Below are 13,775 nucleotides of genomic sequence, written 5' to 3' on the forward strand. Positions count from 1 at the left end.
ATGGAAAATTTCTGGCAGACCTGCTCCGCACAGTTGGAGTTGGAACTGACGCCGCAACAATTTAGCGCGTGGATAAAACCGCTCATCCCACTCGATTACGAGGCGGGCAAGTTGCGTGTGGCCGCACCGAACCGCTTCAAGCTGGACTGGGTCAAGTCGCAGTTCGCCAGCCGCATCACGGCGCTGGCCAGCCAGTACTGGGAAGCGCCGACCGAAGTGCAGTTCGTGCTCGACCCGCGCCTGTCGATGCCGCGCAAGCCGGCCACCGTGGTGCCGGCGCCGGACTACAACGACGGCAACCCGAACAACCACCCGCGCAATTCCGATCCGGTGCCGTCGGTGCCCGAGCTGCCGGCGTCGGCCGCGCCGCGCCGCGAGCAAAGCCGCATCAACACCGATCTGACGTTCGACAGCTTCGTCACCGGTAAGGCCAACCAGCTGGCGCGCGCCGCCGCCATCCAGGTCGCCAACAACCCGGGCGTGTCGTACAACCCGCTGTTCTTCTACGGCGGCGTCGGCCTGGGTAAGACCCACTTGATCCACGCCATCGGCAACCAGGTGATGGCCGACCAGCCGGGCGCCAAGATCCGCTACATCCACGCCGAGCAGTACGTGCGCGACGTGGTGACCGCCTATCAGCGCAAGGGCTTCGACGACTTCAAGCATTACTATCACTCGCTCGACATGCTGCTGATCGATGATATTCAGTTCTTCGGGGGCAAAAGCCGCACGCAGGAAGAATTCTTCTACGCGTTTGAAGCGCTGATCGCCGCCAAGAAACAGATCATCATCACCTCGGACACGTATCCGAAGGAAATCACCGGCATGGACGACCGCCTGATCTCGCGCTTCGACTCGGGCCTCACGGTTGCGATCGAACCGCCGGAGCTGGAAATGCGGGTCGCCATTCTGTTGAAGAAGGCCAAGCAGGAAGGCGTCACGTTCTCGGACGACGTCGCCTTCTTCGTCGCCAAGCACCTGCGCTCGAACGTGCGCGAGCTCGAAGGCGCGCTGCGCAAGATCCTGGCGTACTCGCGCTTCCACGGCAAGGACATCACGATCGACATCGTCAAGGAAGCGCTGAAGGACTTGCTGTCGGTGCAGAACCGCCAGATTTCCGTGGAAAACATCCAGAAGACCGTGGCCGACTTCTTCAACATCAAGGTCGCCGACATGTACTCCAAGCGCCGTCCGGCCAACATCGCCCGGCCGCGCCAGATCGCCATGTACCTGGCCAAGGAACTGACGCAAAAGAGCTTGCCGGAGATCGGCGAACTGTTCGGCGGGCGCGATCACACGACCGTTTTGCATGCCGTCCGCAAGATCGCTTTGGACCGCACCAAGAACCCGGAATGCAACCACGAACTGCACGTGCTGGAACAAACGCTGAAGGGCTAGCGGGACGCTAGTTTTGCCATTATGATTGGTCGAACTGCAGAGCTGCACACAAGTTAATATTGAAATATCGTTAATCTTTACTACTGAGGATAATCTATGCAATTGGTCAAAACCACCCGAGATACCCTTCTCCGGCCACTGCAGATCGTGAGTGGTATTGTCGAGCGTCGGCACACTATGCCGATTCTGGCCAATATCCTCATCCGCAAAGACGGCGAAAACGTATCCTTCCTGTCGACCGACACCGAAGTGCAGATCACCACGAACGCCCAGATCGGCTCCGGCGCCGAAGTGGCTGGCACCACCGTCGCCGCCCGCAAGCTGCTCGACATCCTGCGCGCGCTGCCGGAATCGGGCGACGTCACGATGACCCTGCTGAACAAGCGCCTGACCGTGCAAACGGGCAAATCGCGCTTCGCGCTGCAAACCCTGGCCGCCGAGGAATTCCCGACCGTCCAGCAAGCCGACAGCTACAGCGCCAGCGTGACCCTGCCGCAAAAGACGTTGAAGCACCTGTTCAACATGGTGCACTTCTCGATGGCGCAGCAGGACATCCGCTACTACCTGAACGGCCTGCTGCTGGTCCTGGACGGCAACAACGTCATCGCCGTGGCCACCGACGGCCACCGCCTGGCGTTCTGCCAGGTGGAGACCGAGCAAACGTTCGAGCGCCAGGAAGTGATCATCCCGCGCAAGACCATCATCGAACTGCAGCGCCTGCTGGAAGAAAACGACGAGACCGTTCAACTGGACATCGCCGCCAACCAGGTCAAGCTCACCTTCGCCGACATCGAGCTGATCTCGAAATTGGTCGAGGGCAAGTTCCCCGACTACACGCGCGTGATACCGAAGGGCTACAAGAACGAATTCACGATCGGCCGCGATGAGCTGCTGCGTTCGCTGCAACGCGCCGCCATCATGACCAGCGACAAGTTCAAAGGCGTGCGCTGCATCATCACGCCGGGCAGCATGAAGATCAGCTCGACCAACGCCGACCAGGAAGAAGCGGTCGAGGAACTGGAGATCGACTACGGCGGCGACAGCGTCGACATCGGCTTCAACGTCACCTATTTGCTCGACGTGCTCAACAACCTCAAGTGCGACCAGATCAACGTCGCCCTGGGCGATTCGAACTCGTCGGCGCTGATCTCGATCCCGGATAACACCGACTTCAAGTACGTCGTTATGCCGATGCGGATCTAAGAGGTGGCGGATTACGCCTGACGGCTAATCCGCCCTACGTGTTTCCGGATCACGCCGCCGTACCAAGCCGCCAGATGTCGCAAGGCATGCGGGGAATACTCCGGCCGAGCGACCTGGGATCCACGTAGGGCGGATTAGCGCAAAGCGCGTAATCCGCCAAACCAGCAGGCCCCAATCAACACCAGCAACAGATAAACAGAGAAAGCAGTCCATGTCCGCCATCCCAGCAGAGAATCCAGCCCCAGTGGTACCGACCGAAGAATACGGCGCAGCATCGATCCAGATCCTCGAAGGTCTGGAAGCAGTACGCAAACGTCCCGGCATGTACATCGGCGACACCTCGGACGGCACGGGCCTGCACCACCTGGTGTTCGAAGTGCTGGACAACTCGATCGACGAATCGCTGGCCGGGCACTGCACGGAAATCCACGTCACCATCCACTCGGACAACTCGATCTCGATCACCGACAACGGCCGCGGCGTGCCGACCGGCCTGAAGATGGACGACAAGCACGAGCCGAAGCGCTCGGCCGCCGAAATCGTCATGACCGAACTGCACGCCGGCGGCAAGTTCGACCAGAACTCGTACAAGGTCTCCGGCGGTTTGCACGGCGTGGGCGTCTCGTGCGTCAACGCGCTGTCGAAGCTGCTCAAGCTGACCATCCGCCGCAACGGCAAAGTGCACTACATGGAATTCGTCCGCGGCGTGCCGCAAAACCGCGAACTGGAAATGGTGGACGGCGTGGCCGTCTCGCCGATCAAGGTCATCGGCGACACCGACAAGCGCGGCACCGACGTCCACTTCTGGGCCGACGAAACCATCTTCAACCACGTTGAGTTCCACTACGAAATCCTGGCCAAGCGCATCCGCGAGCTGTCGTTCCTGAATAACGGCGTCAACATCAAGCTCACCGACCAGCGCAACGGCAAGGAAGAAATCTTCGCCTTCGAAGGTGGCACGCGCGGCTTCGTCGAATACATCAACAAAGCCAAGACGGTGCTGCACCCGACCGTGTTCCAGGCCACCGGCGAACGCATGTCGGACCAGAACACCAACATCTCGGTCGACGTCTCGATGCAATGGAACGACGCCTACAACGAGCAGGTGCTGTGCTTCACCAACAACATCCCGCAGCGCGACGGCGGCACCCACCTGACCGGCCTGCGCGCGGCGATGACCCGCGTCATCAACAAATACATCGACGAGCAGGAATTCGCCAAGAAAGCCAAGGTTGAAATCACCGGCGACGACATGCGCGAAGGCCTGACCTGCGTGCTGTCGGTCAAGGTGCCCGAGCCGAAATTCTCGTCGCAGACCAAGGACAAGCTGGTGTCGTCGGAAGTGCGCGGCCCGGTCGAAGAGATCGTCGCCAAAACGCTGGCCGACTACCTGCAGGAAAAACCGAACGACGCCAAAATCATCTGCGGCAAGATCGTCGAAGCGGCGCGCGCGCGCGAAGCGGCCCGCAAGGCCCGCGACCTGACCCGCCGCAAAGGCATCATGGACGGCCTGGGCCTGTCGGCCAAGCTGGCCGACTGCCAAGAAAAAGACCCGGCCCTGTGCGAACTGTACATCGTCGAGGGTGACTCCGCAGGCGGCTCCGCCAAGCAGGGCCGCGACCGTAAGTTCCAAGCGATTCTGCCGCTGCGCGGTAAGGTCTTGAACGTGGAAAAGGCGCGCTTTGAAAAGATGCTGTCGTCGGAGCAGATCACCACGCTGATCGCCACGCTCGGCACCTCGATCGGCCCGGACGAATTCAACGTCGAAAAGCTGCGCTACCACCGCATCATCATCATGACCGATGCGGACGTCGACGGCGCCCACATCCGCACGCTGCTGCTGACCCTGTTCTACCGCCAGATGCCGCAACTGGTCGAACGCGGCCACATCTACATCGCGCAACCGCCGCTGTACAAGGTCAAGGCCGGCCGCGACGAGCGTTATCTGAAGGATGACGCCGAGGAAGCGACCTACATGATGAACGTCGCGCTCAACACCGCCGTGCTGACGCCGCGCGAGGGTGCGGACCCGATCGTCGGCGAACCGCTGGCCGAGCTGGTGCGCCAGTTCAACCTGGCCAACGTCATCATGATGCGCCTGACGCGCGTGATCGACCGCGCCGCGCTGACCGCCATCATGACCGGCGTGACCCTGGATCTGAGCACGCAGGAGCTGGCCGAAGTGTCGGCGGCCGCGCTGTCGAAGGAGATCAACGATATCGCCGTCAAGGTCACGGTGATTTCGGATGAGCTGTCGGAGAAGCACGCTCTGCGCATCGAGCGTATGCATCACGGTAACGTGAAGGTCAGCTCGATCGACGCCGACTTCGTGCAGGGCGCGGACTACAACGTGCTGGCCAGCGCGGCGGCCACGTTCAAGGGCTTGATCGGCGAAGGCGCGATCGTCAGCCGTGGCGAAGGCGAGCGGACCAAGGAATCGGCCGTGGTCGACTTCCATCACGCGATGCAGTGGCTGCGCGACGAGGCGGAACGGGTGGTGTCGAAGCAGCGCTACAAAGGTCTGGGTGAGATGAATCCGGACCAGCTGTGGGAGACCACCATGGACCCGACCGTGCGGCGCTTGCTGAAGGTGCAGATCGAGGACGCGATCGCTGCGGATCAGATCTTCACTACGCTGATGGGGGATGATGTTGAGCCGCGCCGGGCATTTATTGAGAATAATGCGCTGCGGGCGGGGAATATTGACGTTTAACTGCTGTAGCTGAACGCCCTCTCAAAGCCAGCCTTTCTAGGCTGGCTTTTTTATTGCGCCATTCTCACCCGCATCTAGTCGCCTTTGCCATAGCAGCGATGGTGCTATAAATCACTCACGGCGATGCCGCTGATCACATTCTGTGCCCCTTTGGCCGCTGGACACTACGGACTACTTCTTACGTCAGTCCAAAGTCTGCGTGCTTCCCGCGCAATATCACAGACTGGCGTTGGCAACCTGGGCCTAAATCGATGCAGGATCATCATCCGCCTCCGCCACATCTCCGTAGAGAGTCAGGCCCGGAACCGTTCCGACAAGGGCTTCCGCGGTAGCATAAAAAACGTTTCCTAATGATCGTAAGCAGGGGGGTATTTCGACGATCGGACCCGTCCTATATGCCCCAGCTGATGCGCAATTGGCTCGCCCGACCAGTGCGCCCATCTCGGTCTGATGTTCGTGCAAATACAATTCAGTCATCGAACCGCCCTCTTGCACGTAAACATACGATGGCGCTGATTTTCCGTCCAACAATGCGGTACCGTTTTGATCAATCGTGATTCGCAATTGCCCACCTGGCAAGCGCTCGTATTGGATGCCCGCTTTCGACGTTATGAGATGGAGAGCAACTGCAACCACATCTTCGTGACTTAAAAACAACTTCGAGATATAGGTTTGGGGCATCGATTGCTCCGTATGTGACTGGGCGAGCAAGGTATATGTCGGGCAGCCACAGGGGCAACTTTCGCTAAGGTGCTCACTAGCGCCGACGCAGTCGAGAGACATTAGTGCTTTTTTACCTTGCAGAGCAAAATGAGTTAGACCGCCGTTCGACTAGAAATATCTTGTGCATCCCAAAAAAAAGACTTACTAAGCTGCCGAAATACCGCCGCTTCACTCGGGCGAGAGACCGGAAGACCTGGTGATTGTTGCCGTGCGGCCGATAAACACCTGGGTGGGCGCCGATGTGAACACAGCCAGCTAGCCCTCAGCGGTCTAAGAATCCAACCTTATCCAATGACGCCTCTTCTATTGTCGGGCTCGCTTAAATCTTAAGCAGGCTCAACAATAGATGTTAGAGTGATGCCTAGAATCAATTGACAACTAGGCATCGCACTCGGGAGTTATATGGAGTTTTATTGGGTAAATATCGGCACCACACACAAGACCGTAATCGATCAACATTTTTTGTGGGCTCCTAAAAGCTCACGAAACAAGGCAGGGAGCGAGGTAACCCGGCTCTACTGGGACAACGTCGGAAAGGTTCAGCAAGGAGACATAATTTTCTGTTGCTACAACCAAAGAATCAGCTTCTTAGCAATCGCAGACGGAAATTCATATACCGAGGCCCGCCCTATTAGCCGTTCATTCGGTGAGTGGGACGCTGTCGGGAACCGCGTAGACGTCCAGATTGTTGAAATAGACCGCAAGGTCCATCGCGATGAAATTTCATCCGAATTCATTGCGAGGTTTAATAACCGAAGCGCTCCATCTTTATTCAGTAATCAAGCTACCCTCAACCAAATTTACATGGCGCATCTGCCTGCAGATGCCGGGATGTACCTTTTTGAGGCTGTCAACCAGACAGCGAGGTCAGAGGAAGCTTTCATTAACGCCGGGACTAGCGAGCCTGCGAAAATATCCGCGACAACGCGAGAGGCACTCGTGATGGCTCGCGTTGGGCAAGGTAAATTTAGAGCTGATCTTATAAAACGATGGGGTGGACGATGCGCACTCACTGGTCTGCAAAACGTCAATCTGATGGTGGCGTCGCACATCAATTCGTGGGCGCTGTCCGACAATATCGAAAGGTTAGACGTCGAAAACGGTTTGCTACTAGCCCCGCATGTTGACCGGCTGTTCGACCAAGGCCTCATCTCATTTTCAAATAATGGTCTAGTGCAGATCTCACCATTATTGAGCAGCGAAGACCGAGTTATCTTCGGACTAGATCGATTTACAAAAATAGAGACGCTCAGCGGAAGAAATCAGTCCTATCTGGATCGTCACCGCAAGCGCTTCAATTTCCTTTAACCACGCAAGCATCAGCTTGCCAGTCCTGGTTCATAGGCGGCAGCACGGCGTCTTCCTGGACGAGTGCGACATGTTTCCGCAAGCGGTGCACGCCGTGCGCGAGAGCAGTCCGCGCGCGTTCATCTTCGAACAACAAGCCGGGCGCCGTAAGCGAGTCCCGGATCACGTTCAAGCTGGTGAACGCGGACAACTAGGGCGTGCGTCGAGAAGAAGATCCGGACGCTCATCGACGCCGACTACGGCACCAACCTGCTTGCGTAGAAAACCGTGCGCGACACCATTAGCGACCTGCCCGATCCGGAGCGTCACCGGCAACGCCGTGCCGGTACGGCTGGCGTCGGTGATCGCCGAGAGCGTGTGCGCGCTGCTCAGGAAGTAGGCTCACCGGCCAGCGCCGCGCCAGCCACCTTGAGTTCGACGCCCAAACGCCCACCGGCGTGGAGGAGCGCTCCAGGTTCAGTTGGTGCATGTCTTCAATGAAGCGCTTGAAGATCTGGTGGGTGTCGGCGTAAGACCGATGCGTCGCCAGGTGGGCGCCTATCTGTTCGATGTTCGTCCCCAATAGCTTTGATGAGTCACCGTCGCCCCGCCCCACTCGAGGCAGAGATCGGTATCCAATCAAGATCATACTTGCATAGAAAAGCAAACTACTATCTCAAATATATTTTTATATTATGCTCTGCTTCAAAATTGCCTACCAAATATATCCACAAAAAAATAGCCTGCGGAGATTTTCCCCGCAATATAAATTGCCAAAGGTATGGTTAAGATTGCTATCACGCCAAAAAAACCGACATTGCCGCCGTAGGCAACTATTAATCTCTGGAGAGGGTAGCCTAAAAATATAATGGGTGAAATCATTCTCAAAATCTCTCCCCGGCTAAACCTCGCGTCTCTGTGACCACAACCAAGCATCTCAGCGCAATACGGGTAAAAAAAACCAATCGACATTTTTATTCTTATGTTTTTTCTTAGGTAATCGTTTTTATTTTCAATATCAATTATTTTTCTCGCCTGAAATACGCAGCATAGGCACGTCAATAATACATACGTGAGCCAAATAATTACTTTCACATCAAGCTCAACATCGGCGGCCTCCATCATAAGAAATATGGGAACCGTAAAAAATATAAATCCTGGCAATGCAACGAAAAATCCCAAAATAAGAATTACAATCCTCAATCTTTCGACCCTAAAAAAAGCGCCTAAAAAATAAAGAAGAACAGAAATTCCAACAACAGTCAGCCACGTCGGACCGGTGAAATTTTGTGGCTTTCCAACCACATCAAAAACCATCCAAGTAAAAAAGATCGTCAAGGAGTTAAATATGAAAAAGATCACAGCGCATCTAGTCCATGGATTGATTGGTGGATTGCTTTGGAAAATCATTATTCTGTGCTCCATAGTTTTGCATCTTAGACTCATTGGACATCGAAAGCATTCATGCCCGACCGCAACGGCAGACTGCACTGGACGTCGATCATTTCATGGGTTTGCGATGGACTTATTGAGTTGCAGCAATGTGCCAGTCTTATCACTGGATTCGCAACGTCCGGCATTCATCGTTCCCCTCTACTTGTTCCAGTTTGCGAAGTCTTAAGGTCTGCACAGCCCTCGTAAGCGCGACGACCCGGCCAGAGGTGCTAGAGGCGATCGGGGCTAGGCTCATTTTTTACCGGTGCGGGGGGCTTCGTCGGCATCGGAGGTGCCACATGCGGTGAGCACGTGGAGTTCCGGAGTGGGTCTGTGTATGTAGCTGTTCTTTTGTTCGGCGCCGTCTGGAGACCTGCGCTTCGTCATCTGGCTCGACGGAGTCCAGAGGTCGGTCAGCGGGGAATTGCTGACCTCTCTCGGGATATGACTACTTGTTGCTTGAGCGACAAGTTGTGTTCAGAATCAGGCTTTCGGCTATATGGATGAGATCAGCGTTGCGCCGCACGCGGTTTTGTCTCCGTGATACGCAACTGCCTTCCCATGGTGCTTGCGATCGCTCGACGGCACTTGAATGGCAAAAGTCCCCTTGCATTGCGGGCAAGTGGCTTTATCACCGTGAAGGGCAATAGCTTTTCCAAGCGCTTTAAAATCCGCCGCCGCCGATATGACTTTTCCTCCGTGCGATGTCGAGTCCCCCAATCGAACTACGCCAAGCCCCTTGCTGTTTTTCATATTGATCCTTCTTACAAAACTGGACAACGTCGATGTAACGTGGCTTGCGAAGCTTTACAATCTAATTTCGCTCATCAGCCGCCATCCAGCTCTGAGCGTTCACGATCGGGTCAGCCTCGCCCGTCCAATCCCCGCTATTGCAACGTGGGGCTAAGGGATAGCGGCCCGCGACCCGTGCTCGTGCAGTTTCGGCCCACCCTACAGGTGTACTGCCATGTGGCTGGACGTGGGCGTCTGCCTTCCGGACGCTACTGACATCCGAAACTCCGGCGGGCCAAATTGGATCGCGGCAAGTCCACATTGACACTACGCGGTGACTGGTTAAGAACGCGGCAAAAGGGCTGAATATGGCGCGAATGGCAGGGCCGAGATTGAAGCCAAGTTCATACAGACAATATAAGAAGCTCTCGCCGATATCTTCGTGTTCAGCCAGATAAAGCAGCGGCGGCGGCAAACCTTCCGGCCCTTTGTTCATGTAAGCGCACCAGTAATTCCATTGCGCCAGGAGGTCACGCATGCCGTCAATTCCCTGCCACTCCCGTCCAATTGCAAACGCACGAATGACGTTGTCTTTCTCATCGAGCTGGTAGCAGCGAATGTGGAACTGCTCACCCAAATCAAGTTTCGCTGGTCCTCTATGAACGCAAAATACAGAGCGCTCACCCCACGGGATTTCCCAGCAAATATCGCCGTCAGCGGCTGCATTTCGATAGCGTCGATGACGAATAGCATAAATTTTTTGCGTCTCACGATTGAACCGAATAGGACGACGTGTTAGCCAGAAAAATTCATCTCGACCGAAACGTATGGCTACCCCAAAAAGGAACAACGGGCTTAGCACGAATACTGTTATTGCAAAGATCGCTCCTGCGTCCATGTATCTGGGTGGGTGCGTGAACAAGACAGCTACGGTTCCCCACGAAAAAAGTAGGCCCATAAAGCACGCTGCCAACGTTCCTCCCGCGTACCACTGTCTCATCATATGGGGTTGATCGCTAACATCCATATAAGTGGAGTTGACTCTGAAGACAGTGCCGCTATCGGCTACTTCGGGGCCTACTGCTCCGGTAAGCGGGAGCCTATGTTCAGCCTCCCATGGAGGGATCGGGCATCCGACTTTGGGGCGGAAAACTCGTTCATCCATTGCGATCTCCTATCAGCTCTCTAAGAAGGTTTCGAGCGACGAGATAAGCGTCGCGCCACAAGATGTTTTGTCGCCGTCATAGGCGACGGCTTTCCCATTGATCGAGTGTGTTGCACTACCGCTTGCGACAGTGCAGTTTTGATGGCCGTTGATAGGGCACATGCATTTGTCGCCCACGACGACAACGGGCTTACCGCTGACAACGAAGTGAGCAACGCTACTGTCGAGAACCTTTCCTCCATGAGAGGTTTCATCACCTATGCGTATCACGTTAGGCATTCGGAAAATCCCTCCGATCTAAATTTGCTTTACTTCACGGGCCGCACACGAATCGAACTGGTCAACCGGTCCCAGATCGCGACAGCTTCTTCATCGGTTACGCTCGGCTTGATCCCACCGATTTCATTACCTTTGATCCCAGTGTGAAATTCAAGGTCCAGCAAAGGCAGGATGGGATTTTTCGGCTCGCCTTGGCTAACGAACAAAAATTCGTGGGACTCACCCTCATGCTCTTGAGCGGGCTTACGCGCGAGCATCTCGAAGCCTCGCCACTTACCGATGACACGAGGTCCACGACGAAAGACCTTAATGCGGCTGAACCAGCCTTCGCTGCCCGCGCGCCTCGCGATATCCTCAGCCTGTCTCAAGCGAGGCTCGAGCGCATCCGACTCAACGAATCTGCTTTTTTTGGTGACAGAAATCGAGAGTTGAACATCTGGGAATTCTGCCAATCGAATTCCCAAGCTGTGTGATTCGAAGCTGTCAATTTTGGGGCCAGCTATGAATCCGGCCTCTATGCATGCACCAGGCTCATCAGGTATTTCGAGAGCGCCACGTGATCTCAGTGACGAAGCGATGGTGTTCATGCCCGCTACCGCTGCGTCCCGCTCCTCAGCGGTTGGGTCAGCTTGTTGGATAAATAAGTCGTCATTTTTGCGGACAAAGGAGTCGATTCTATAAATGCGACTACTAACTTTACTGACGCCGAAGACCATTTTTTGTCCAGGTACAACCCCAGCAAGAACGCTCCCCACCAAGGAATCTTTATCAAGCAAGCGACCACTAGCCGATATTTTCTCTTCCTCTACTTCAGCTAATCGCTCAGCAATGATAGCGTCCAGTTGGTCACCTTTGCCCGGATGAGAGCTGACAGGCCATGGTAGGTCGGTGGGGCCGAATATGACATCTGCTTGCGCTGGGACATCAATCAGGAATCGTCCAAAACAAATTGTTTTGGTCTCAACAAAAAGTCCATCAATCCGAGGCGAGGGCATATCTGCTCCATGTGAGGGCCACGCGTAATAGGCAACAAGGCCAAACAATCCCAATACGATAGCGACAGTTGAGACTGACAGTCTGAATACACTCCGGAATTTATACATCGCGGTTTCTACCTCAAGCTGCCAATGATCCGGCTTAAGCTGTACAAGGTCGAATCACTAGCGTGTTTATCCCCGTAGCTGGCCTGATGTTCATAGCCAACTTGTCGAAAAACACCCTTAAATTTTCCACTTAAAAACTGATGTTCAGCGGAACGCAAAGGAACGGTTTGATCGCCCAAGCCGAAACTCTTACCTAACGAGACAACGACGACACCGGGCGTATACAAGGGAGACGACTCTATGCCATCAATCGAGTACCCAACGTTCGAGTCATCCACTTCACCGGATTTGGATAGTTCCAGCCGGCCGTGCCCACTATCTGCCGCGATCTTCAACGCCTGCCAATTTCCCGCTTTCTGTCGCTGATCCAATTCCCATACAACACCTTCCCATGACGGCCGGGACGGATCAGCGCCGTAGTGTGCATACGAGAGCTGGTGGTACGTGTTTTCGATTGTTGAGTGAAACTGGTCCGCACCGTTTAGCAGCTCACAGGTCCTCTGGAAAGTACAGTCAATCAGGTCGGCAGGATTTATCCAGGCTTCCCTAAGAAGGCCAAACCATTTATCACGCAATTTGTAAATTTCGTTGTACGGATCCGCACTTTTAGGAAGGCTATGAAGAAGTATTCCTTTTTGTCGGATCTCTAGCCAGCCATTCCCATAGGCTCGACTCGGCAACAGCTCTAGTCCTCCCTGAGCGTTTGCGAGAACTGCGGTGACTTCCGAGCCAAAATTGCCCAGTACCTTAGGAGCCGGGTCGAGGCCACCGTACGCCTCCTCGAAGCCGCAACGCATGCGCTTGTAAGCTGCTGGCGCGCCGGTTGCAGGCATTGCCCCATGAACGATGCCTAGAACTTCAGAGACTAGTCCACCATATTTTGGATGGATCAGCGCGCGAGCGACCAACCCTCCCATCGAGTGGGTCATTAAAATCACTTGGTCGCATTCATAACCTTGATCTTTGTATTTTTTTATCAGCGCGCGAATCCGCACACTCATCTTCTTTGCCGAATCGGCGTTGGATTCCAGCCAGTTGTAGCCCATCGCGTGGACCGGAAACCAGTAGCCACTTACAGCAGCAATATGCTCCTTCTCCAATAGGGCCTTCAAACCTAACTCAGTTGGGGAGCCCCATTCGGTAGGCTTGGTCTTAAACACCCTTCCCCACTGCGCCAGCAGCCAACCGTGATTAAACGCTAGCTCACATCTTTCTAGAATCGCACGATAGCTACCGAAATAAACCTCCCCCCAGCCGCGCTCCCGAGCTTTCATCTCCTTGGTTTTAGGGTTTTGTACTCCGACCGGATCGTCGGTTAGAAGCGGACTATCAATGCCAGGATTTAACAGTACCCTGATAGTTCCAATGTCATGCCGAGCGGCTGCGGTCTCCGATTTATCCCCCGTCGGATTGCTATCAGGCTGATAGATATCTACTTCGGTTGTCCTCGGGTCCAACTGGAGCTGCCGTCTTGCCGCAGAAGCATTTACCAATGCTAATGCCTCGCCTGTTCGGTCAGGCCGCCATGCGATGTTGTTCTTCTTTTTCAACTGTGCTTGGCGTGGTGCGCTTAGACGCAGGTTCGATCCCATGATGCCTGGTATAAACACGATAGGAAGCACTTTTTTTGGCGGAACACTCACCTTCTGAGGTTGCTTATCTTCCTTCGGTGTGCAGCAACCATCAGCTTTAACGACGTCATGAGTGGCACGGACAGGTATTTGATTTGCCATGTTGA

At 55.1% G+C, this 13,775-nt stretch carries 11 protein-coding genes; 4 read left to right on the forward strand and 7 right to left on the reverse strand.

Translation table 11 applies throughout. The annotated features are described in order from the left end of the window. From dnaA to gyrB, 3 genes are all read left to right on the forward strand, one after another. Positions 1-1,398, forward strand: coding sequence for a chromosomal replication initiator protein DnaA (gene dnaA, locus NHH73_00005; protein ID USX26716.1), 1,398 nt, complete (start codon positions 1-3; stop codon positions 1,396-1,398). A 96-nt stretch (positions 1,399-1,494) separates the two neighbouring features. Next, positions 1,495-2,601, forward strand: a complete 1,107-nt coding sequence (gene dnaN, locus NHH73_00010) for a DNA polymerase III subunit beta (GenBank protein ID USX26717.1) — start codon at positions 1,495-1,497, stop codon at positions 2,599-2,601. 211 nt (positions 2,602-2,812) lie between these two features. Next, complete coding sequence (gene gyrB / locus NHH73_00015) at positions 2,813-5,314, forward strand: DNA topoisomerase (ATP-hydrolyzing) subunit B (GenBank protein USX26718.1); 2,502 nt, start codon at positions 2,813-2,815, stop codon at positions 5,312-5,314. A 243-nt stretch (positions 5,315-5,557) separates the two neighbouring features. Here gyrB and NHH73_00020 read toward each other — a convergent pair whose 3' ends face one another. Then, complete coding sequence (locus NHH73_00020) at positions 5,558-5,995, reverse strand: hypothetical protein (GenBank protein USX26719.1); 438 nt, start codon at positions 5,993-5,995, stop codon at positions 5,558-5,560. A gap of 444 nt (positions 5,996-6,439) precedes the next feature. Here NHH73_00020 and NHH73_00025 point away from each other — a divergent pair, with 444 nt between their 5' ends. Further along, positions 6,440-7,345 (forward strand): HNH endonuclease, encoded by a 906-nt coding sequence (locus NHH73_00025; GenBank protein ID USX26720.1) that lies wholly within the window; start codon positions 6,440-6,442, stop codon positions 7,343-7,345. 684 nt (positions 7,346-8,029) lie between these two features. Here the strand turns inward: NHH73_00025 and NHH73_00030 are convergent. From NHH73_00030 to NHH73_00055, 6 genes are all read right to left on the reverse strand, one after another. Continuing rightward, the gene (locus NHH73_00030) at positions 8,030-8,734 is read right to left on the reverse strand and encodes a hypothetical protein (GenBank protein USX26721.1); all 705 of its coding nucleotides are present in this window, start codon (positions 8,732-8,734) and stop codon (positions 8,030-8,032) included. 519 nt (positions 8,735-9,253) lie between these two features. Then, positions 9,254-9,511 carry a PAAR domain-containing protein gene (locus tag NHH73_00035; protein ID USX26722.1) on the reverse strand — a complete coding sequence of 86 codons (258 nt, stop codon included), beginning with the start codon at positions 9,509-9,511 and terminating at the stop codon, positions 9,254-9,256. Between the two features lie 61 nt (positions 9,512-9,572). Further along, complete coding sequence (locus tag NHH73_00040; protein USX26723.1) at positions 9,573-10,388, reverse strand: hypothetical protein; 816 nt, start codon at positions 10,386-10,388, stop codon at positions 9,573-9,575. Positions 10,389-10,667: 279 nt separating this feature from the next. Continuing rightward, on the reverse strand, positions 10,668-10,934 hold the full coding sequence (locus tag NHH73_00045) for a PAAR domain-containing protein (GenBank protein ID USX26724.1): 267 nt from the start codon (positions 10,932-10,934) through the stop codon (positions 10,668-10,670). Between the two features lie 29 nt (positions 10,935-10,963). Beyond that, entirely contained in the window at positions 10,964-11,929 is a 966-nt protein-coding gene (locus NHH73_00050) for a T6SS immunity protein Tli4 family protein (GenBank protein ID USX26725.1), read from the reverse strand. 116 nt (positions 11,930-12,045) lie between these two features. Further along, a complete protein-coding gene (locus tag NHH73_00055; protein USX26726.1) occupies positions 12,046-13,770 on the reverse strand; it encodes a GPI inositol-deacylase in 1,725 nt (574 codons plus the stop codon). Between the last annotated feature and the right edge of the window lie 5 nt (positions 13,771-13,775).

It is taken from the genome of Oxalobacteraceae bacterium OTU3CINTB1 (assembly GCA_024123955.1).
Lineage (GTDB): Bacteria > Pseudomonadota > Gammaproteobacteria > Burkholderiales > Burkholderiaceae_D > Rugamonas.

What these genes read in the sequence shown, in the direction of transcription:
- dnaA (USX26716.1), top strand. Translation starts at nt 1, where the DNA reads ATGGAAAATTTCTGGCAGACCTGCTCCGCACAGTTGGAGTTGGAACTG.
- dnaN (USX26717.1), top strand. Translation starts at nt 1,495, where the DNA reads ATGCAATTGGTCAAAACCACCCGAGATACCCTTCTCCGGCCACTGCAG.
- gyrB (USX26718.1), top strand. Translation starts at nt 2,813, where the DNA reads ATGTCCGCCATCCCAGCAGAGAATCCAGCCCCAGTGGTACCGACCGAA.
- NHH73_00020 (USX26719.1), bottom strand. Translation starts at nt 5,995, where the DNA reads ATGCCCCAAACCTATATCTCGAAGTTGTTTTTAAGTCACGAAGATGTG.
- NHH73_00025 (USX26720.1), top strand. Translation starts at nt 6,440, where the DNA reads ATGGAGTTTTATTGGGTAAATATCGGCACCACACACAAGACCGTAATC.
- NHH73_00030 (USX26721.1), bottom strand. Translation starts at nt 8,734, where the DNA reads ATGATTTTCCAAAGCAATCCACCAATCAATCCATGGACTAGATGCGCT.
- NHH73_00035 (USX26722.1), bottom strand. Translation starts at nt 9,511, where the DNA reads ATGAAAAACAGCAAGGGGCTTGGCGTAGTTCGATTGGGGGACTCGACA.
- NHH73_00040 (USX26723.1), bottom strand. Translation starts at nt 10,388, where the DNA reads ATGGACGCAGGAGCGATCTTTGCAATAACAGTATTCGTGCTAAGCCCG.
- NHH73_00045 (USX26724.1), bottom strand. Translation starts at nt 10,934, where the DNA reads ATGCCTAACGTGATACGCATAGGTGATGAAACCTCTCATGGAGGAAAG.
- NHH73_00050 (USX26725.1), bottom strand. Translation starts at nt 11,929, where the DNA reads ATGCCCTCGCCTCGGATTGATGGACTTTTTGTTGAGACCAAAACAATT.
- NHH73_00055 (USX26726.1), bottom strand. Translation starts at nt 13,770, where the DNA reads ATGGCAAATCAAATACCTGTCCGTGCCACTCATGACGTCGTTAAAGCT.